15 protein-coding genes and 1 pseudogene are annotated in these 21,655 nt (G+C 31.4%); 7 read left to right on the top strand and 9 right to left on the bottom strand.

Annotated features, from left to right (window positions below; translation table 11 throughout):
- Nucleotides 1–260 precede the first annotated feature (260 nt).
- The 5 genes from PHC28_RS01850 (at nucleotide 261) to PHC28_RS01830 (ending at nucleotide 9,215) form a co-directional block, all read left to right on the top strand.
- Entirely contained in the window at nucleotides 261–3,584 is a 3,324-nt protein-coding gene (locus PHC28_RS01850; RefSeq protein ID WP_300096184.1) for a SusC/RagA family TonB-linked outer membrane protein, read from the top strand.
- A gap of 36 nt (nucleotides 3,585–3,620) precedes the next feature.
- A complete protein-coding gene (locus tag PHC28_RS01845; protein ID WP_300096182.1) occupies nucleotides 3,621–5,210 on the top strand; it encodes a SusD/RagB family nutrient-binding outer membrane lipoprotein in 1,590 nt (529 codons plus the stop codon).
- A 149-nt stretch (nucleotides 5,211–5,359) separates the two neighbouring features.
- The gene (locus tag PHC28_RS01840) at nucleotides 5,360–7,033 is read left to right on the top strand and encodes a PNGase F N-terminal domain-containing protein (RefSeq protein ID WP_300096179.1); all 1,674 of its coding nucleotides are present in this window, start codon (nucleotides 5,360–5,362) and stop codon (nucleotides 7,031–7,033) included.
- Between the two features lie 7 nt (nucleotides 7,034–7,040).
- Entirely contained in the window at nucleotides 7,041–7,763 is a 723-nt protein-coding gene (locus PHC28_RS01835; protein WP_300096176.1) for a copper homeostasis protein CutC, read from the top strand.
- Nucleotides 7,764–8,129: 366 nt separating this feature from the next.
- A complete protein-coding gene (locus tag PHC28_RS01830; protein ID WP_300096174.1) occupies nucleotides 8,130–9,215 on the top strand; it encodes an exo-alpha-sialidase in 1,086 nt (361 codons plus the stop codon).
- Nucleotides 9,216–9,473: 258 nt separating this feature from the next.
- Here the strand turns inward: PHC28_RS01830 and PHC28_RS01825 are convergent, their stop codons facing one another.
- Nucleotides 9,474–10,070: a hypothetical protein gene (locus PHC28_RS01825; protein WP_300096171.1), complete on the bottom strand. Its 597-nt coding sequence runs from the start codon at nucleotides 10,068–10,070 to the stop codon at nucleotides 9,474–9,476.
- Nucleotides 10,071–10,340: 270 nt separating this feature from the next.
- Here PHC28_RS01825 and PHC28_RS01820 point away from each other — a divergent pair, with 270 nt between their 5' ends.
- Nucleotides 10,341–11,381 (top strand): agmatine/peptidylarginine deiminase, encoded by a 1,041-nt coding sequence (locus PHC28_RS01820; RefSeq protein WP_300096168.1) that lies wholly within the window; start codon nucleotides 10,341–10,343, stop codon nucleotides 11,379–11,381.
- A 70-nt stretch (nucleotides 11,382–11,451) separates the two neighbouring features.
- Here PHC28_RS01820 and PHC28_RS01815 read toward each other — a convergent pair whose 3' ends face one another.
- From PHC28_RS01815 to PHC28_RS01780, 8 genes are all read right to left on the bottom strand, one after another.
- Nucleotides 11,452–12,537 (bottom strand): endonuclease, encoded by a 1,086-nt coding sequence (locus tag PHC28_RS01815; protein WP_300096165.1) that lies wholly within the window; start codon nucleotides 12,535–12,537, stop codon nucleotides 11,452–11,454.
- A gap of 4 nt (nucleotides 12,538–12,541) precedes the next feature.
- Nucleotides 12,542–13,765, bottom strand: a complete 1,224-nt coding sequence (locus PHC28_RS01810) for a methyltransferase domain-containing protein (RefSeq protein ID WP_300096163.1) — start codon at nucleotides 13,763–13,765, stop codon at nucleotides 12,542–12,544.
- Nucleotides 13,766–13,881: 116 nt separating this feature from the next.
- Complete coding sequence (locus tag PHC28_RS01805; RefSeq protein ID WP_300096160.1) at nucleotides 13,882–15,843, bottom strand: KUP/HAK/KT family potassium transporter; 1,962 nt, start codon at nucleotides 15,841–15,843, stop codon at nucleotides 13,882–13,884.
- A 124-nt stretch (nucleotides 15,844–15,967) separates the two neighbouring features.
- A complete protein-coding gene (locus tag PHC28_RS01800) occupies nucleotides 15,968–17,263 on the bottom strand; it encodes a hypothetical protein (RefSeq protein ID WP_300096155.1) in 1,296 nt (431 codons plus the stop codon).
- 217 nt (nucleotides 17,264–17,480) lie between these two features.
- Nucleotides 17,481–17,933 (bottom strand): sensor of ECF-type sigma factor, encoded by a 453-nt coding sequence (locus PHC28_RS01795; RefSeq protein WP_300096152.1) that lies wholly within the window; start codon nucleotides 17,931–17,933, stop codon nucleotides 17,481–17,483.
- A gap of 6 nt (nucleotides 17,934–17,939) precedes the next feature.
- The gene (locus PHC28_RS01790) at nucleotides 17,940–18,353 is read right to left on the bottom strand and encodes a hypothetical protein (protein WP_300096149.1); all 414 of its coding nucleotides are present in this window, start codon (nucleotides 18,351–18,353) and stop codon (nucleotides 17,940–17,942) included.
- Nucleotides 18,354–18,386: 33 nt separating this feature from the next.
- Nucleotides 18,387–18,929: a sigma-70 family RNA polymerase sigma factor gene (locus PHC28_RS01785; RefSeq protein WP_300096147.1), complete on the bottom strand. Its 543-nt coding sequence runs from the start codon at nucleotides 18,927–18,929 to the stop codon at nucleotides 18,387–18,389.
- Between the two features lie 63 nt (nucleotides 18,930–18,992).
- A complete protein-coding gene (locus PHC28_RS01780) occupies nucleotides 18,993–20,102 on the bottom strand; it encodes a transcriptional regulator (protein ID WP_300096144.1) in 1,110 nt (369 codons plus the stop codon).
- A 300-nt stretch (nucleotides 20,103–20,402) separates the two neighbouring features.
- On the opposite strand from PHC28_RS01780, the pseudogene PHC28_RS01775 reads away from it, so the two are divergent.
- Nucleotides 20,403–21,655: pseudogene (locus PHC28_RS01775) on the top strand (dihydrofolate reductase); the annotation flags it as partial.

The following is a 21,655-nucleotide window of genomic DNA, read 5'->3' as shown; positions in this document are numbered from 1 at the left end:
CGTATCATTATAGTTGTAAGAGCCTCTTTTTTTTGAAAAACTCAATGATGATTTTAAAATTATGATAATTTAGAAATTAATATAGCTAAATATTGTTTTATTTTCTTTAAAATTGTTTTTAAGAATTATAATAGTAGTTTTGGTTATATGTCTTTTTAAAATTGTTATTGGTCGAAATTATGATATGGTTAACAAAATAGTATCCTACTTTTAACCTAAGATTAACTTAAAAACTTGTATTAACTCAAAAATTAAATTTTATGATTAAAAAGGCACTAAAAGTACTGTTTGTATTTTGCTTGTTTGCATTTCAAAGCATTCAAGCTCAGACAACAGTAAAAGGAGTAGTAACAGATGCCAAAAGTGGTATGCCAATTCCAGGGGTAAACATCTTTGTTAAGGGAACAACAAGTGGTGTGTCATCAGACCTTGATGGACAGTATAGTATTAATGTTCCAAGTAGATCAACAATTTTGGTATTTTCCTTTTTAGGATCAACGACAAAAGAAGTTGCTGTTGGAGATAAGACTACATTAAATGTATCTTTATCTGAAGATTCACAACAATTAGGGGAAGTAGTTGTAACGTCTTTGGGAATCAAAAGACAACAGAAATCCTTAGGATATTCTACTTCAACAATTAAATCTGGAGATATTGTTAAAACAGCTCCAACTAATTTTGCATCTGCTTTATATGGTAAAGCGACTGGGGTTCAAATTGCTTCTACAGCAGGGGGGGCAACCAGTGCGGTAAATATTACAATCAGAGGGGTAAACTCTATTACAGGTAAAAGCCAGCCATTGATTATTATGGATGGTGTGCCTATCAGAGATGGAGAAGTAAAAAATAATGATTACTGGAATGATCAACGTTTAAGAGGAAATGGACTTATAGATATAAATCCTGAAGATATCGAAAGTATTTCTATCTTAAAAGGTGCATCTGCTGCTGCGTTGTACGGTTCTGAAGCTGTTAATGGTGTGGTGTTAGTTACTACTAAAAAAGGAAAAGGTTCAGGGATGAGTGTTGATGTCTCAATGACTACTAGTATTGATGAGGTAGCGTATTTGCCAAGATATCAAAATGTAAGAGGTGCAGGGGCGCCACTTAATGTTTCAGATGGAGGTCAAGATGAAAATGGATTCATTCATTATGATACAAATGGAGATGGAGTTGATGATATGAGAGGTTTGTTGCAGTATTCAATTAATTTTGGACCTAAATTTGATGGACAACCAATTATGTCATGGGATGGGGTTGTAAGACCTTATTCTGCGCAGAAAGATAATTACAAAAACTTATTTCAAACTGCACATAATACAAGTGAGCATATATCAATTGCTAATGTGACTGAAAAATCGAACACTCGTTTTGCTTTTACACATCAAGATAATGAAGGACAAAGTTTAGGTTCTGACAGTAAGAAAAATGTTATAAACTTGAATACCTCATTTAGTACTGCTAAAAACATAACTACTGATGTTACGATTAACTATATCAATCAAACTGTAAATAATAGACCCTATTCTATTGACAGAATGATTAATAATTTTTCTGGTATGATGGGGCGATTTGATAATGGTGATTGGTATTTGAATAATTACAAAACCAGTTTAGGATATCGTTATGTTACAGGTACAGGTCAAAGTTTAACACCAGACGAGAACATTGTTTATAATGGGATGAGAGGTGATATTATGGATTATGTTTGGAGAGTTAAAGAAAATAACTATAAAGAGTCAAGTGATAGGGTTATTGGTGTAGTAACTAGCACTTGGGACGTAGCTAAAGGATTGAAATTAAGAGGTAGGGTTTCTACCGACTTTACGGCTAGAACTGCGGAATTTAGAAATACAACCGAAAAACCATTAGCATTTGGAAATTCAGGAGGATTTGGAGTAGAAAAATACAATGCTAATATATTGTATGGTGATTTATTGTTAACTTATACTAGGCCAATTACTGAAGATTTAAATTTTACAGTAATGGGTGGTTATAATGGGTCTAAAGAAACTTCATCACAGTCAAATATAAGCACAAATAATGGTCTAAGTGCTGAAAATTGGTTTGATATTAACGCATCAGTTGATAAAGCAAATGCTTCTAATTCTAATTGGGCTGTAACCAAAGATGCTTTTTTAGGAACAGTAAATTTTGATTATAAAAATTATTTATTTCTAGAAGGAACAATTAGAAGAGATAGAACTTCTACAATGAATCCAAATCAAAATTCATTTACTTACCCTTCTGTAAATAGTAGTTTTGTTTTTTCAGATGCTTTTGAATTGCCAGCATTTATTAATTATGGTAAGTTTAGAAGTTCTTGGGGTATAGTAGGTAATTATCCAGAAATTTATGCAGCAAATATTGCCTATACTCAACAGAGTTTGGGGTCGCAAGGAGCTTCTCAACCTGTCTATACAACATTGCCTACTGATAGTTTTGGAAATGATGGAATTAAACCAGAAAAAAAGCATGAATATGAGTTTGGTATAGAAACAAAAATGTTTAATAGTAGATTAGGATTTGACATTTCTTATTATAATGCTAAAGTTGTTGATCAAATATTGCCTTTGACTTTACCTATTTCTACAGGAGCTAGCTCTATTTTAACAAATGTAGGTACTTTAAGAAATACAGGTATTGAGATAGGTATTAATGCTACACCAATTAAAACAACTGATTTTGAATGGAATACTACATTAAATATTTCTAGAAATAGAAATAAGATTGAAAAATTAGCCAACGGTTTAAGCGAGATAATACATCAAGATTATGATGGAAATGCTGCTGTGTTAAAATCAGTAGTAGGGGGAGCTATGGGAGATCTTTATGCGCATCCTGTAGCTACTGATGCTAATGGTAATAAAATTGTAGATCCAAATGGTATGTATAAAGTTGATGCAGACAAAATGGAGAAATTTGGTAACGTAATGCCAAAATTTATTGGTGGTTTCCTAAATACATTTACCTATAAAAATGTTTCATTGAATGTAAATGTTGATTATAGATATGGTGGAGTTGTTATGCCAACAGGCATCAACTGGATGACGAGTCGTGGTCTAACAGAAGAAAGTTTAAATAATATGGATACAGAACATGGAGGTCTTACTTATTATAATAATGGTGATCATAATGTTCAACTGGCTACTGGTGCAACAGCTGGACCTGGTGGAGAAAAAGTGTATCATGATGGTATGTTACTTCCAGGAGTGCAAGTTGATGGTGCGCCAAACGACCATGTCGTTTCACAAGCAGATTATTACTGGACAGTGTACAACTGGGGTGGACCACAATATAGTCCTAATACTCGTTATGAATTGTATATCAAAGAGAATAGTTATGTGAAATTGAGAGAATTGTCTTTGGATTATAGTTTCCCAAAAAGCATTCTTAAGAAAATTGGATTTACTAAATTTAATCTTTCCGTTTTTGGTAGAAATTTATTTTATGTTTATCGAACAATTAAAGATATGGATGCAGAACAAACAACAGCAGGTTCAAGATGGTTCCAAAACGTAAATAATACAGGAACAAACCCTTCTTCTAGAACTTATGGTTTAATGTTGAGAGCAAGTTTATAAAAACAGGACGTAATAAGAATTTAAAAAATATATTATATGAAAAAATTATCGTTAATCCTTGCTGTTTTGATTTCAGCCATGTCGTTTGATGCATGTACTAAGGATGATTTTAGTGAGAATTATAGTGATCCTTCTAAAATTTCAACAACAACTTTAGATAAGCAATTTGCTGGACTATTATATACCAATAGAGAATATGTACTTCCAGCCTATTGGAATTATTATGTAGTATTGAGATCAACATTAAACCACTACACACAAGCAGTTGGTTGGGTAAATGCAGATAATCAATACTCACCAGGTGCTGCGGCTATTAGTGATCGTTGGACTAATTTCTATTCATTTTTAGCACAGTATAGAGAAATGGAGAAAATTAATGCTACTTTAACTCCTGCTGAACAAGCTAATTATAAGGTATTTATGGATGCAGGGACAATTTACTTGTATGATCATTTACAAAAAGTAGTTGATTTGCATGGAGATATTCCATTTTTAGAAGCAGGAAAGTTGAATCAAAACGGTGGAAATTATTCTGCATCATTAGCTAAATATGATTCAGCTAAAGAAATCTACACCAAAATGCTTGATGATTTAAAAGCAATTTCAGAAGAATTAAATTCAATTAATGTTTCTTCTGGTGTTTTGACAGTATTTAAAAAACAAGATTTTGTAAATAATGGAGATGTAAATAAATGGAAGATCTATTGTAATTCATTGCGTTTGCGATTATTGACTAGGGTTTCTGGTTCAGCAGATTTTCAATCAAGAGCACAATCAGAAATAACAGCTATTTTGGCAAATCCAGCTACTTATCCAGTAATTGCTGATAATTCACAAAATATCCAAATAAATGTTTATGATTTATCTTCAAATATTAACTCAAAAGGATTTCGTAGTGGTTTAGAAGATGATAATGGAAATTTAGCTGGAAAAGCTATGATTGATAATTTAGTATCTAATTCAGATCCTAGACTTCGCGTTATGTTTGAGCCAGGATTAAATGCTGCTCCAAATACTTACTTAGGTTTAGATCCTTTAGGATTGTCTAATGCTCAAACTACACTGGTAAATGCAGGTACAGTATCAATATATAACACATCTACGTTTAGCCGTAATCAATATTTTCCAGGTATTTTAATCAATGCTGCCGAAGTAGATTTACTTAAAGCTGAGGCCTATTTAAATGCTTCCAATGATGCTATGGCTAAAGCAAGCTATGAAGCAGCTATAACACAATCTATTAATTATTACTATCAAATACATAGTTTATCTGCTGATGCAGGTACAGCTCCAGCTTTAGCTCCTTTAGACCCAGTTGAAATTACAGCATATATTGATATGCCTGCTGTAAAATGGAGTAATGCTACTACTAAAGCTGAAAAACTAGCATTGATTGCCACTCAAAAATGGATTCATTTTAGTGTAGTTCAATTGAATGAAAGTTGGGCGGAAATAAGAAGATTGAATATGCCAGGTTTATCATTTAAAGTGGATTCAGCAAATACCCAAACCCTGCCTCCTAATAGATGGTTTTATCCTAATAGTGAGGTTAGTAGCAACACAGCTAATTATCAAGCTGTAAAAGCTTCAGATAACTTAACAACTAAACTTTTTTGGGATAATTAATATAAAATTATTTTTTTAATATTAGATAGAGGTAAGATTAAATACTTACCTCTATTTATTTTAATAACTGTTTTTTCTATCAGTAAAATGGAAAAAAATTATAAATTAATACAGTATAAATGATCCGATTTTATAAATTAATAGTACTGTTGTTTCCATTTGTTTTAATAGCTCAAAATAAATTTGATGTTTATAAAGTCAGCTATGATCAATATGAAAACGAAAAAAAAATAAATAGAAGTACAGAAATATTTTTTCAAAACCAGATTGTGTTTTTGACTAAAAATTCAGATAAAATGCAACAATACATTGATTTAAAAAATAATGTAAATATTAGTACAATTGCATTTGAAGATAAAATTTTTAAAAAAATTATCCCATTTGATAGCCTACCTAGTTCTAAAAAGGAAGATGATACTCGTGTGATTCTTGGATATAATTGTGAGCATGTTTCTTTCTCTTATTTTTCAAACAGAATAGATATTTGGTATACAGAAAAGGCAATTGCAAAAGGAACTCCTAATAGTAATTATCTACCCAATAAAAATGCACTTGTTCTTAAAATGGTATATAACGGAAATCAAACATTAGTTGCTAATGCTATTACTAAAGTTAAAAATTACCAGCCATTTGTTAATTATAATGATGGTGCAATAGTAGTAGATAAATCAGAATTTGAAGAAATTATCATTAATTCTAGATATAAAAAGCTAGCTATTTTTGATAATGAAATTATCAACTTCGACCCTAATCGAACAATTCCAAAAGAAAATGAACTTGTTACTGACAAGGTGTATCATTTTTCGAATGGGAGTGTTGTATTGAAAAAGATAAAAATCACTCCTGAACTAAAAAATAGTCAAGCCATTTTTGCAAAACTAACCTGTAAGTCTAATGGGGATGCCTATGATAGAACTGGTTCTGTATTTATTGCTCCAACAAAGAAAAAGGATGATATTACAACGTTATTGGACGCTTATTTATATGGATTGGATAGATTACCCATTTATATTGATAATAAAGAGAATAAATACCAAGGCATTATTAAAGAAGAGGGATATTCTCCCGCAATAGAAATACTAAGTTTTTTTACACCATTTGGGGTTAATTATTTTAACAATAAACGGAAAATAAATAATTATAATTGGGCAAAAGAAGTAATTTATAAAGAAGAAGTTAGTTCTCTAATTCCTACTGATGAGGATGAAGTTTGGATAGGTATTTTTATTGGTAATTATGATGCTGGTGGTCATATAGTAAGTCTTGAGCTAGATGCTTATCCCTCAATGGACAAAAAGGAAGGAGAAGTAGATAGAAAGAAATATATAGCTCCTTTATTTTCAACAGTTAATACTATGGAAATGTCAGAACAAAATTATGGAGGTCTTTTTGCGAATGATACGTTGAAAGTAAATTTTGAAATTAAAGAGGATATACAAAATTTGCAACTTTTATACACCACAACAGGACATGGTGGTTGGGATAACGGAGATGAATTTGTGCCAAGAATGAATAAAATATTTGTTGATGGTGAAGAAGTTTTTAAAATTATTCCTTGGCGAACAGATTGTGCAACCTATCGATTGTCTAATCCTGCATCAGGAAATTTTTATGATGGTTTATCTTCAAGTGATTTGAGTCGTTCCAATTGGTGTCCGGGAACATTAACTCCTCCATACAGTATTCCGTTATCCAAGTTACAAAAAGGAAAACATGTGATAGAGGTAGTGATAGAACAAGGTCCAAATGAAGGATCTAGTACAAATCATTGGAATATTTCAGGTGTACTTGTTGGTCAATTAAATAATTTGAACCTTAAATGATTCGAAGATGCTACTAGAAATTTGTGCTTCTTCTTATCAATCGGCTATAAATGCTCAAAATGCAGGAGCATATCGTATAGAGTTATGTTCTGAATTAGCGATTGGTGGAATCACACCTTCGTATGGTTTACTTAAAAATGTATTAGAAACATTATCCATTCCTGTTTATGTTTTAATTCGTCCTAGAAGTGGTAATTTTACTTACTCGGACGAGGAATTTAATAGTATGAAAGCAGATATTAAATTATGCAAAGAATTAGGATGTCATGGCATAGTTTCAGGAATATTACATACTGATAATACTTTAGATATTGAAAGAACTAAAGAATTAGTTGAGTTATCAAAACCTCTGCCTTTTACTTTTAACCGTGCATTTGATTGGATTGAAAATTCATTTGAAGCATTAGACGAATTAATGAATATAGGTGTTGGCAGAATTTTAACTTCAGGAAAAAGTGATTCTGCCGAAGAAGGTATTAAATTACTTGAAGACTTAAATAAAAAAGCAAATAACAGGCTTCTTATACTTCCTGGTGGTGGAATTAATGTGGGAAATGCTCATCTATTTAAAAAAAATGGTTTTGAAGAAATTCATTGTTCTGCTTCTACTATTAAATATGTAATTGAATCGGTTAAAATACCAATGAACAATGAAATGTTTTTTGATGAGCGTATTATTGTTTATTCAGATTATGACAAAATAAAATCTATTTTGAAAAGTATAATTTAAAATTTATTGGTCACAGCCGTAGTTAGAACTATGAACTTTAGTGCATTTTCCTTTCAGGTTCTAAAAATTTTTACCGTAAATTCGCAGATTATTTATACGGATTTGGTTTTTAATCTGCGAATCTGCGGTTGAATTATTTTTTACTCTTAAAACTTTGCAGACTTTTAGTCTACTAAATAAATCATAAGCTTATTAATTTAAAACCTAATCCACCACGAATTGTTTTCTAATTATTTAAAAAAGTTGGATTCGTGTAAATCCGTGTAATTTGTGGTAAAAAAATATAAAAAAAGCCACGGATAGATTTTTTTAATATTCTTTCCAAAATTTGTGAGAATCTGTGGCAAAAAAATACCCACTCAATTCGTGATAGAACCTAAAATCGTGATGATGTGCCTAAAACCTAGTTATTTTGTTAGTATTTTAATCTTGATTTTTTTTTCCTGTGCTTCAATACCAAAGAAATTAAAAGCCACAGTCATTTCCAAAGAATATATAGTTCAGCATCCATTGACAAACAATAGCCATGCGGCTACAATTGTAGAATATAAACCTAATCATCTTATGGCAGCTTGGTTTGGTGGTTCCCATGAAGGTGCTAAAGATGTGGGCATTTATTCAGCAACTTTTGATGGAAAAAAATGGTCATCCCCGATCAATCTTATTAAACCTCTCGTTACTCAATCGGATACTTTGCCTTGTTGGAATCCAGTATTGTTTAAGAGCAAAAGTCAAAATTTATACTTGTTTTATAAGGTTGGAAAAAATCCTCGTGAATGGTTTGGTGCCATGATAGTTTCCAAAAATAATGGAGACAAATGGAGTGATCCAATATACTTGCCAAAAGATTTCTTGGGACCAATTAAGAATAAACCTATTGAAATTATATCAGGACAAATTTTGTGTGGCAGTAGTACCGAAAGTGTCAATACTAATCAATGGCGAGCTCATTTAGAAATTTATAATGAAGCCACTGCAACTTGGAAAAAAACAGCTATTGAAAACAAAAACGAATTCGAAATTATTCAACCTACTTTTCTTGTGCATTCAAAAAATAAAGTTCAAGTTCTATTTAGAAGCAAGCACAATAAAATTATTAATAGCTGGTCAAACGATAAAGGAATGAGTTGGAGCAATACAGATAGCTTAGATGTTGTAAACTCAAACTCTGGAATTGATGCCTTGACCTTGTCAAAGAATTCTTTTTTGTTGGTCAATAATCCCTTGCCTCAAGGCAAAGACTGGTTTTATGGTCGTAATGTTCTTGATATTGAACATTCAAATGATGGAATACATTGGCAAAAACTTTTGGATCTTGAAAATCAAAACGAAGGCGAGTTTAGTTATCCAGCAATAATTCAGTCCGCTGATGGTAAAATACATATTGTATATACTTACAATCGAAAATATATTAAACATATAGTTTTAAAATGTTACTTGCACCAATTTTGAAAATGGCACACGGATGCCCCAGATTTAAACAGATAAAAACGAATTTTTATAGTATTATCAGCAAAAATCTGTCTAATCTGTATCATCTGCGTGCCTTATTATTCCTATGGGATAAAGAGATAAATGAGTTCAGGTTTTTAGCAAATTTACCCTATAAATACTTATGATTCTTTGAGAAAATACCATAAAAAAAGGACTGAAACAATGGTGTTTTAGTCCTTTTTTACTTGGTTGGGATTAACTTTTCTTACCTGTAACTTATTGTTTTGAGGTAGATATTATAATTGCTCCATAAATTTCATCTTTTCCATAAATTACAGGGCTACTATTTTTGTTCAAAATAGTAACATCCGTTATTCCCTCCTTCTTTAATGGTAAAACTATTGTATTTAGGGTTTTATCATATTCAAAAGGAACACCATCTATTGCTATTAAGGGTGTATTTTCAATTTGCTCACTTTGAAAAGCAGTTTTAATTTTATCAACCAAATAATACATAGAATCATCTTCATTGTCTAACAAAAATATTTTTGATTTTGTAGTTGTTATTACCAACACTCCTGCTTCTCCATAACTACCATAAATAGAAATCCCTACAGGTTTTTTCAATAATTCAATCTTTTCAATAGCTAACTTTGACAAAGGCAATTTTTGATTTTCTAAATCTTGATAACGATATGGTTTGCCATCAAGAACAACTATAGGCTGATTTGTGATTGAACCACTTTCTGCCATTTTTGAAATGAAATCCCAAAGAAACAATTTTCCATTTCCTTTATCAAGAAGTTCATAACGGTTTTGTGCGTTTATCGAAAAGGATAAAAGAGTAAAAAATAATAGAATAACTTTTTTCATATAATTTGTTTAATTGTGTAGTACAAAAGTGATTCTTTAAAAAAGAATCTATTTATTGAATTAGAAATAATAGGTCTTCAAATATATAAAATTCCCCTCACAAAAAAATCATATATTAAAAAGATTTTTCTTTCAAAATTATTCATCACTAAACTGAACTAAAAAACTATTAAATCTCCCTAAAAACAACACCCACATTTATCAATCCCTCCATTTTTATAATCCTTATGAATGCTTATATTTGCAGTCATTAAATTTTAGCTTCATTTTATGACAACTACAAACAGACGTTTCCCTGCCGAATGGGAAAAACAATCAGGAATTTTATTATGTTTTCCGCATAATGGCAACGATTGGCCAGGAAAATATGAAGCTATTCAATGGGCTTTTGTAGAGTTTATCAAAAAAGTGGCTACTTTCGAGCAAGTGTTTTTAGTAGTTGCCGATGAAAAACTAAAAGCTAAAGTTACGGAAAAGCTTGAAACAGCAACTGTGCAACTAACCAATGTTTCTTTCATCATTCATAAAACCAATAGAAGTTGGATGCGAGATTCTGGGCCAATTATTGTTCAAAACGGAATGAAAAGAGAGGCTTTGAATTTCAATTTTAACGGTTGGGCAAAATACAAAAACATCAATTTAGACAAGCACGTTCCTGTTAAAGTGGGCGAATTTCTAAAGCTTCCCGTGACACAAGTTGTCTATAACGGAAAACCAGTAATTGTTGAAGGCGGAGCAATTGATGTCAACGGAAAAGGAACGCTGCTAACCTCGGAAGAATGCTTGATGCATCCTGATATTCAGGTTCGAAATCCAGGTTTTACCAAAGCCGATTACGAATCGGTTTTCAAGGAATATTTAGGAATTACCAACGTGATTTGGTTGGGTGACGGAGTTGAAGGCGACGATACTCACGGCCATATCGATGATTTATGTCGATTTGTAAACGAAGATACCATCATTACCATTGTAGAAAAAGACCCGAACGACAATAATTACAAGCCTTTGCAAGGCAACTTAAAACGTTTGCAAAATGCCAAATTGGAAAACGGAAAATCTCCTAAAATAGTGGAATTGCCAATGCCAAAACGCATCGATTTTGACGGATTGCGATTGCCAGCAAGTTATGCTAATTTCCTGATTTTGAACAACTGTGTTCTGGTTCCAACATTCAACGATGCCAACGACAGAATTGCCTTAAACATCATTGCCGATTGTTTCCCCGATAGAGAAATCATCGGAATTAATGCTATCGATTTGATTTGGGGTTTTGGAACTTTGCATTGTTTGAGCCAACAAGTTCCTGAATAAAAGAGACGAAAAAATTATACAAAAAAACACCAGTATTTGCTGGTGTTTTTTGTGTAATTTCAAACGGAAATTAATTTACAATTATTGACTTAGTTGTTGATTGATTTTCAGAGGTTATTTTCAATAAGTAAAACCCTTGTGGTAAATTATCCAAAGTATAGGTTTGGTTTTCTAAACGAGGTTTTTTGATAACCTGCATCAACTGACCATCGATATTAATTAAATCAATTTCATCCAAGACAATGTCAGTTTGTATTTTTATCTTGTGACTGTTTGTTGGGTTAGGATATATTGAAATGTTAGCAAATTTATCGAAAGTTGAAGTGTTTAAAGCAGATCCCCAAATTTGAAAAACCCATTCAGGATGGTCAATAAATGGATTTCTGTTTCCTTGAACTGCATAGACAGCGTTGTTTCTGTTAGTTTCTTTTGGACTTACTGGATCAGCAATATGCCAAGAATACATTAAGTCAAGATACCATTGTTCAAAAACCTTATCATTTGTTCCGTCGAGAACAGTATCTCCATTCGCCTGATTTGTTTGCCAACTACTTATCACGTTTTGGTAGCAGGTTGCCATATAAAAATAGTTTCTTGCAATATCTCCTTTATACTCATCAGCTGGTTCAATAACGTCATAAGAATAAGGATAGTTAGGAGCAACACAATTCCCAATTTTTGTTCCATTTGAGGTTGTAAAAGAGGCAGTCCCCACTTTTCCATAAGCAAGATTTCCTCTCATACTGTTATCTTTTTTATCTGTTGGCATAACGTGGAAAGCATCAGTGTACATTGGAGATACTGTACCTCCAAACCAACTTTTTGGAAAAGTATGTTCTCTATTGTATCTCTCACATTCATTATTACCTAAAGTTCCATTATCTTGATTTCCTCCACTTGCCACAGAACCAAAAACAAAATTACAGTTAGAATATATATCCCAAACTTTGCCATCCGCTCTTACATCAGAAGTATAATATAAATTCCATAATCCCGGTGTATAAGTCAGTTCTGTGTGAGGTGCAATAATAGTATACAATTGTGTCTTCAAGGTATAACCTGTTCCAGTTGCGTTATCATAATATCCAGCAGGTGCTTGCGCAAAACTTAAAGCAGCAAATAGGAATAACGTAAATAGCGTATAAATTTTCTTCATAATTTTAAATCGTTTCGTTTTTTCTTTCTAATAATGCCATATAAAATCCATCAAAACCAGATTCTGATGCTAATATTTTTTGATCTTTTATAAAATTAAATTGTTTTCCAATGTCTGTTGAAAGGAATTTTTGAACCTGTTCTTGGTTTTCAGAAGGTAAAATAGAACAAGTAGCATAGACTAATTTTCCGCCAGGTTTTACAATTTTGGAATAATTTTCCAAAACTTCAGATTGAACTTTTCGAATGTTGTCAATGAATTCCGGTTTTAATTTCCACTTGGCATCAGGGTTTCTTTTGAGAACTCCCAAACCGCTACAAGGTGCGTCAATCAATACTCTATCGGCTTTTTCGTGTAGTTTTTTGATAACTTTTGTCGTGTCGATGATGCGATATTCTATATTGAAAGCACCGTCTCTCTTGGCTCTTAATTTTAATTGTTTCAATTTGCTTTCATACAAATCCATAGCAATTAACTGTCCTTTGTTTTCCATCAAAGCAGCAATATGCAATGTTTTTCCTCCTGCTCCAGCACAAGTATCAACGACTCTCATTCCAGGTTTTACATCAAGAAAAGCAGCCACGAGTTGCGAATTAGCATCTTGAACTTCGAAAAAACCTTGTTTGAAAGCATCTGTCATAAAAACATTGGCTCTTTCTTTCAAAACCAATGCATCTGGTTGATCCTTTAAAAATTCAGTTTCAATATTCAAGTCCATCAAGATGGCTCTTAATTGTTCTTTAGTGGTTTTTAAGGTGTTAACTCTAAGAATAACTTTGGCAGGTTGGTTTTGTGCAGCTATTTCTTTAGACCAAATTTTCTCACCTAATTCTTTGACACCTAATTCATCCATCCAATCGGGAATGGATTCTTTTAAGGCTCTCGTTTTTGAAAGTTCATCAAAACGTCCTTTTATTTTTCTTTCAGGAGTTCCTTCAAGCTGACGCCAGTCAGGAATTGGGTAACCTCTTAAAACTGCCCAAACAGAGAACATTCTCCAAAGATTATCTCTGTCAAACGGTTCTTTTACTTCGGCAATTTCTGCATATAATCTTTTCCAACGAACAATTTCGTAGATGGTTTCGGCAACAAATTTTCTATCAGAACTTCCCCAACGTTTGTCTTTTTTTAAGGCTCTTGCTACAATTTTATCAGCATATTCTCCTTCATTGAAAATGGCATTCAATGAATCTATTGTAGTGTAAACTAAATTTCTGTGTAATCTCATTTTAAATAATTGAGGTGCAAAGGTACTATTAAATGATTGAAAGTTTATTTTAAATTTTTAGCAAAAAAAAACACTGTTTTGATTACAGTGTTTTTTTAAGTTTTTCATCAAACGATTTAAGAAATTCTGGTCAGACCTAAATTTTCTGCTGGATGTAACACCATTGGAAATTTTTCAATTTTTACAGAACTGCTGTCCAATCCAAAGGCACTTTCTTCAGAAAGACTTAATTTTTTAATGAAGAAATAGGAATTCATTATTAATTTTTCGTGCCATAAAATGTCGCTTTCATTCGATAGGAATTTTTCGGATAGTACAAATTTGAAGTCTCCAATAATATTGTTTTTATTTAAAGATTCATATCTACTGGTAACGTCAACTTCACCATTTTTTACCATATCTTTAATAACTTCCCGGAACATCAGGTTAATTTTTGTAGGCTCTCTAAAACCTAGATTGAAATCAACACGGTACAAATCGTCTTCTAAAATTTTGGTTACTTTATATTCAGTTTTGTAAGGTACTGATAAAATATTTACGTGTACGAACCAATAAATATCAGCCCTTTTTGGTCTATTTCTCAAGATCGAATACATTACTTTTTCCTCAATTTCATCAGTTCGACCAGCATTTGTCATATAAACTAAATGGGTTGCATATTTCGGGATGGATAAGTCAGCACTTAATGCTGCGAGTACTTTTTTGTAATCTTCTATTTTTACGATTTTAGTATAGCTCTTGTTAATTTTCTTAGCTAAAAACCATATTGTCATAATCGAGACAAGCACTAATGCAATGAACAAGGTTACATAACCGCCTTCAGCAAATTTAGTAACATTGGCTACCAAAAAGCTAAACTCAATCGCTAGATAAATAGCAATTAAAGGCATTATGAAATACAGTTTTACTCTTTTCATAATTAAATAAAAGTTGAGTAAAACAGTGGTCATTATCATACATAATATAATAGCTAATCCATAGGCATGTTCCATATTACTTGATTCCTCAAAGTGCAACACAACTCCAATACATCCTAGCAATAATAGCCAGTTTATGGAAGGAATATACAATTGACCTTTTAATTCCGTTGGGTATTTTATTTTTACTTTTGGCCATAAATTCAAACGCATTGCTTCATTTATCAAGGTAAACGAACCGCTAATAAGGGCTTGCGATGCAATTACGGCAGCAAGTGTTGCAACTACGATTCCTATTGGTTGGAACCAGTCGGCCATAATTAGATAAAATGGATTTCCATTTTTTCCACCTAAACTTAGCAAAGTTTCTCCTTGGTGATGAATTAGATAAGCTCCTTGTCCGAAGTAGTTTAAAACCAAAGTCGTTTTTACAAAAATCCAACTGATTCTGATATTTTTTCGTCCGCAATGTCCCATATCTGAATATAAGGCTTCAGCTCCAGTTGTACATAAAAAAACAAAGCCAAGTACATAAAAACCTTCAGGATGAATAGACAATAAATGATAAGCATAATAGGGATTAAGAGCTTTTAGAACTTCAACGTGTTTAATAACTTGAATTAGTCCTAAAACACCAAGCATTCCAAACCATAGTAGCATTAATGGGGCGAAAAAACGGCCTACTAATTTAGAACCAAATTGTTGGATTGTAAATAGTGCGACTAAAATTCCAATAACAATGGGGATAGTATTTATTTCTGGATAAAAAGTTCTAATTCCTTCGACAGCAGAGGATACAGAAATGGGAGGCGTAATAATACCATCAGCAAGCAAGGCACTTCCCCCAATTATAGCGGGGACTATTAACCATTTTATTTTTGTTTTCTTGACTAAAGCATATAGAGCAAATATTCCTCCTTCTCCATGATTATCAGCACTCAGAGTTATGATAACATATTTGATGGTGGTTTGTAGCGTTAGGGTCCAAAAAACACAAGAGATTCCTCCCAAGACCATATCTGCATTTATTACATAATCACCAATTATGGCTTTCATTACATATAATGGAGAGGTTCCAATGTCGCCATAAATTATCCCCAATGAAACTAATAACCCTCCTAATGTTAGCTTACTATGTAAGTCTTTATGCGAAATGCTCATGTATATTTATATAAAAAAACTTGACAAATTTACTCATTTTATAAATATCATTGGTTTTTAAATATATAATAAATAAAAAAACACGACTAAGTGAGTCGTGTTTTGTATAATGACAAATATAATTTTATAATCTTCTATTACTATTTCTTGAAGAAGAAGTAGAATTACTTCCTGAATTAGTGTTTCTAGACTGAGAATTGTCACTTCTAGATTCCGTTCTTTGTGGAGTATTTACTCTTGGAGATTCGGTTCTGTTTTGAGAATAATCTCTTTGATTTTCAGTTCTCTGTGGAGTATTTACTCTTGGAGATTCGGTTCTGTTTTGAGAGTAATCTCTTTGATTTTCAGTTCTTTGTGGAGCATTTACTCTTGGAGATTCGGTTCTGTTTTGAGAATAATCTCTTTGATTTTCAGTTCTCTGTGGAGCATTTACTCTTGGAGATTCAATTCTATTTTGAGAATAATCTCTTTGATTTTCAGTTCTCTGTGGAGCATTTACTCTTGGAGATTCGGTTCTGTTTTGAGAATAATCTCTTTGATTTTCAGTTCTCTGTGGAGCATTTACTCTTGGAGATTCGGTTCTATTTTGAGAATAAACTCTTTGATTTTCTGTTCTTTGTGGAGCATTTACTCTTGGAGATTCGGTTCTGTTTTGAGAATACCCAACATTTCTTGTGTTTCTTCTTTTATCTAATTCATAACGATTATTTACCTCTGAATTTCTTCTAGAAAATGAATAATCAGGATGTTGTCTTTCATATCCATTAGTTCGTCTTGAATTATATATAGTAACCGCTATACTACTTCTTCTATAGTTTACGTAATTATATTGATTATAGGAATTTAAGCAATGATTCATATTGTATCTGTATCTAAAAACAGGGAATGGATTCCAAGAATAGTAATAACTAGGATAGTAATTCCAGTCCCAAGTAGAGTAATACGGACGATAGTTTGAAACCCAGAATGAGGCATAAATTAAAGGAGTACTATAATATACAGGCTCATAAATGTAATTATGTCCATACATATAAACATCACCAACAACTTGTACGTGAACATTATTATAATTGTCTTTTTCTACTTCAATTGTAGCAACATCTTGATATAAATCTCTATCTAGAACAGATTGAATGATGATAACGTGAGTTCTATTTTCAACAGATTCGATAACACGTAAATAGTCAACTTCGTCGTCATTATTCAAATCAAGATTCGAAATTTGAAGTGTAGGGTCATTTAATCTTCTTTCAAAATCTTGAAGATTTTTTGAATCTCCAAAAATTGAAGCAACAGCTCTCAAATCAAGATTATCACTGATTTCGGAATTCTTTGCATTTATTGTAGTTCTATCTTGTGCATTAATTTGCGTAGCGAAAACAGAAGTCAATAGGATCAAAATGAGTAGTTGAGTTTTCATAATAATTGATATTAAAATTAATTGTTGAGGAATATTCAATTACTGTGCCAATAAATAATTTGCAAAACCATTATTATTTAATTTACAGTATTAAATATTTACAAAACAGTTAGTTATATCTTTAAAACAATGATAAAATAAATTAATTATTAAATAAAAACCCCAAAAAACATAAAGTTATTTTTGGGGTTTATGAATATTTTAAATTTTTTTAAAACTATTTCCTTGGACCTTTGTCTCGATATTGTTGCAGTAACTTTCTATTAAAATCATCCTCGGCTTTTTTCAATTTTATTATTTTTATTGGCGAAATAATTCCTCTTAAGCTGGCAATAAATTTTTTTCTATTCAGGTACAATTCATCCTCATTACTTTCCATTTGATTGAGTAAATCAGAAGCTTCTTTTTCGCTCATTTTGTCTAAAGTACCACCATCCATTCTATGCATAAATGATTTCATTTTTTGATGCCTTAATTCGAATTGTTTGTCATCGAAAGTATTGTAAATAGGCCAAAAACGAGCTGCTTCATCTGATGTTAATGATAACTCATTGGTAATAAAGCCTACTTTTAAAGTCTTTATTTGTTCTTTTTTTTCATCAAATCGATTTTGTGCAAATGAATGAATTGAAATTAAAAATATAATAATTAGTAGTTTGTTTGTTTTCATAATGTATTAATTTAATAAATATTGTTCTAAATTTCTGTTTGCCGAAAGCTCATCTTCTATGCTTTTATCTTCAATGTTTAGGTTAACATTCATATCCTGAATGTCTGTTTCATCCAGAAGATTAACTAAATCAGCATCGGACACAGAAGTATGATAAGCAATATAGTTTTCCAAAGATGAAGTATCAATTTCTGTTGAACTATCGTAATAATTATTGTAAACCGGAATTGATAATGCTAGAACTATGACTGACGCCGCAGCATATATCCAGGTTTTTCTTCTTGAAAATATCGAAATTACTTTTGGTTCTTCTTTGGGAAGTTGTTGTAATACTTTTACTGAAAAATCCTCAAAATAATTTTCCGGGGTTTTAAACCCAGATTCAATTTTTGGTTCGTTTTCTAGTTTAAATGTTTTCATAATATTCTTTAGACTTAATTTGTGTCAAAAAGTTTAATTTGCTGTTACAAAGGCTTCTATTTTTTTTACTGCGTGATGATATGATGCTTTTAAAGCTCCCACAGAAGTTCCTAGAATTTCTGATATTTCTTCATATTTTAATTCTTCAAAATATTTCATTTTGAAAACTAATTGCTGTTTTTCGGGTAATGATACAATTGCTTTTTGCAACTTTATTTGAATTTCATTTCCGTCAAAATAAACATCGGCTTTCAAATTATCGATAGTTTTGTTTTGCAATGTTTCCGATGAAACTCCATTTTTTTTCGCTTTTTGATTCAGAAAAGTCAGAGCTTCATTGGTCGCAATTCGATATATCCACGAAAAAAGTTTACTTTCTCCTTTGAAATTTTTTAGATGCTGATACACTTTTACAAAAGTGTTTTGTAAAACATCGTCAGTATCATCGTGGTTTAAAACTATATTTCTAATATGATTATAAAGGGGGCTTTGATATTCTTTCAAGAGCCTTTCAAACGCTTGATTTTGCGTTTTTGGGTTTAATAATTCTTGAATGAATTCCTTTTCTTCTTGCAAAGCTATATTTTATCAGTTTAGAATGGAATTTATCCAATAGGTTTAATCAAAAATGAAAATTTTTTAAAACTCTGATGGAATTTCTTTTTCAATTTTTGTTGGTTGTGCAATGACTTCATTTTTAGATTCTTCAACTAAAGGTTTTTTGTAAACAACTTTTGGTTTTACAGGAATATAAATTTCGGTTACCCATTTTGAAGGACTTTTATTTTCGTTTTTGCTTATTTTGTAAATTTCAAGATGTGAAAATAGTGGATTTAGGCTAAGATAATTTAGATTAATAAACTCATTTGTTTTAATTAAAGCTTTGTTCTTATGAGAATAATCACCAGTCAATGTTGTTTTTACAGCTTGATAAGGCGTCGTTTTTACTGAAGAAATGTCACTTCCTTCACTAAAAAAGATAGAATCTTTGATAGGAATACAAATCGACAATTTGGTTAGTTGTTTGATGCTGTCATAAGTATGATAAATAATGAAAGGGTTACCGCTTATGGTAATATTATTTTTTTTGCAAAAATTGATAATTTTCGGAAATACGATTCCTGAATTTTTGCCCACCTTTGAAATTTCACTAGTAAAGGTTTGTGCCAAGTAATAACTTTCAGGTATGTTCACCAAACCATTTACTTTAACGGAATAGGTGTTTATTTCATAATCTAGCTTCTTGTCAATATTCACTAAACTTTTTTCAAACATCATTCCTATAATTCCTTTGGCGCCACCATTTAAAACAGTAAGAACTTTATAAGTAAAATCCATTTTTCCTTTTGTAATCCAAGTTACTTTAGTGCCACCCAGAGTATCCTTGAAACTCCAAAAAACGTCAGCAGTGTTGCCGTTGAAATTCATTTTTTGTACGATACTGTCGTTTTCTTTTGTATATAAAGTTTGAAAGTCGCCATAACCATTTTTTCCTTCCCAAGAATAAGAACTTCCTTTTCCAATGGTATTTTGAGAATAGGTAACTTTTATCCCAGCATCATCTAACGCCAAAGAATTCCACTCTTCCCAATTTTTAGAATCATTTACATAATTATATACTGTCGCTTTAGTCGAATTAATTATTTTGCTTCTTTTTACACTAAAATCGCCCTTTTGAGTTGCAATAAAAATGGTCAATGCTACCATACTTAATAATAGTAGAAGAAATAAATATTTTAGAATTCTCATAATAATTTGGGTTATATTCTGATGTAAAGTTAGAAATTTTATTAATACTTTAATTGTCAAAAAAGTATAAAATTGCTATTTTCAAGCTATTTTAATTAATTTTTTTTCGAAAATTCATTTTTTGAATTTTAATTTTCAATTTAATTATTCCTATAATGAACTAGAGAATTAGATTGATAAATATTTATTGGTGTTTATTATTGAATTTGATTCTAAATTAATGCTGTAAATTATAGTATCTTTAAAGAATGATTATATTTGTTGAATAATCACATATAAAACAACTAAATATAATTAATAATGAAATTACTTAAAATCACAGGTGCTTTTATAGCTATTGGTTTTTCTTTTATTTGTAATGCACAAATAACAAAAAATACTACTGTAAATGTTTCCGAAAAAGCTCCATTCGAATATGTTGCTGAACAATTTTCCGACATAAAAGTATTACGCTATCAAATTCCAGGTTGGGAAAATTTAACACTTAAAGAACAAAAATTAGTGTATTACCTTACTCAAGCTGGAACTTCAGGACGCGATATTATTTGGGATCAGCATTATAAATACAACCTAAAAATCAGAAAAGGACTTGAAAATATATATGTAAATTACAAAGGCGATAAAACAACTACTGATTGGAAAAATTTCGAAATTTATCTTAAAAGAGTTTGGTTTGCTAACGGAATTCATCACCATTATTCATCGGCTAAAATTAAACCAGACTTTTCAAAAGAATATTTAAATAGTTTGATGAAAGCTACTAAAACGGTATTGTCTCCTGAAATTACAGCTATTATTTTTAATGATGAAGATGCTAAAAAAGTAAATCTTGATGAATCAAAAGGATTATTAGAAGGTTCTGCAATTAATTTTTATAGCAAAGGAATTTCCGCAAAAGAAGCAGCAGATTTCTATGCAAAAAAAACAAGTCCAGATGCTAAGAAACCGTATTCTTTTGGTTTAAATTCGAAATTGGTTCGAAATGCCAAAGGACAGTTGGAAGAAAAAGTCTGGAAAAGTGGAGGGATGTACGGTGCTGCAATCGATAAAATCATTTATTGGTTAGGAAAGGCAAAAAGCGTAGCTGAAAACAAAAAACAAGCAGATGCTCTGGGATTGTTGATCAGCTATTACCAAACTGGAAATTTAAAAACTTGGGATGATTATAACATTGTTTGGCTTCAAGCAACCGAAGGGAATATTGACTACATCAACAGTTTTATAGAAGTCTATAATGATCCATTAGGATACCGCGGTTCGTATGAAAGCATAGTTCAAATTAAGGATTTTGATATGTCGAAAAAAATGGAAGTTATTTCTAAAAACGCTCAATGGTTTGAAGACAATTCTCCATTAATGCCGGAACACAAAAAGAAAAATGTGGTTGGTGTTTCGTATAAAACCGTTATTGTTGCAGGCGAATCTGGCGATTCTTCTCCAGCAACTCCCATTGGTGTAAACCTTCCAAATGCAGATTGGATTCGTGCCGAACACGGTTCGAAATCAGTTTCTTTAGGAAATATTTTAGAATCGTATTCTAAAGCTGGAGGAAA

The organism is Flavobacterium sp. (genome assembly GCF_028712645.1).
Taxonomy (GTDB): Bacteria; Bacteroidota; Bacteroidia; order Flavobacteriales; family Flavobacteriaceae; genus Flavobacterium.
This window is presented reverse-complemented; position numbering and strand designations above follow the sequence as displayed.

Excerpts from the sequence above, each read along its gene's own strand:
- PHC28_RS01850 (WP_300096184.1), top strand. The coding sequence starts at position 261 with ATGATTAAAAAGGCACTAAAAGTACTGTTTGTATTTTGCTTGTTTGCA.
- PHC28_RS01845 (WP_300096182.1), top strand. The coding sequence starts at position 3,621 with ATGAAAAAATTATCGTTAATCCTTGCTGTTTTGATTTCAGCCATGTCG.
- PHC28_RS01835 (WP_300096176.1), top strand. The coding sequence starts at position 7,041 with ATGCTACTAGAAATTTGTGCTTCTTCTTATCAATCGGCTATAAATGCT.
- PHC28_RS01825 (WP_300096171.1), bottom strand. The coding sequence starts at position 10,070 with ATGAAAAAAGTTATTCTATTATTTTTTACTCTTTTATCCTTTTCGATA.
- PHC28_RS01820 (WP_300096168.1), top strand. The coding sequence starts at position 10,341 with ATGACAACTACAAACAGACGTTTCCCTGCCGAATGGGAAAAACAATCA.
- PHC28_RS01815 (WP_300096165.1), bottom strand. The coding sequence starts at position 12,537 with ATGAAGAAAATTTATACGCTATTTACGTTATTCCTATTTGCTGCTTTA.
- PHC28_RS01810 (WP_300096163.1), bottom strand. The coding sequence starts at position 13,765 with ATGAGATTACACAGAAATTTAGTTTACACTACAATAGATTCATTGAAT.
- PHC28_RS01805 (WP_300096160.1), bottom strand. The coding sequence starts at position 15,843 with ATGAGCATTTCGCATAAAGACTTACATAGTAAGCTAACATTAGGAGGG.
- PHC28_RS01800 (WP_300096155.1), bottom strand. The coding sequence starts at position 17,263 with ATGAAAACTCAACTACTCATTTTGATCCTATTGACTTCTGTTTTCGCT.
- PHC28_RS01795 (WP_300096152.1), bottom strand. The coding sequence starts at position 17,933 with ATGAAAACAAACAAACTACTAATTATTATATTTTTAATTTCAATTCAT.
- PHC28_RS01790 (WP_300096149.1), bottom strand. The coding sequence starts at position 18,353 with ATGAAAACATTTAAACTAGAAAACGAACCAAAAATTGAATCTGGGTTT.
- PHC28_RS01780 (WP_300096144.1), bottom strand. The coding sequence starts at position 20,102 with ATGAGAATTCTAAAATATTTATTTCTTCTACTATTATTAAGTATGGTA.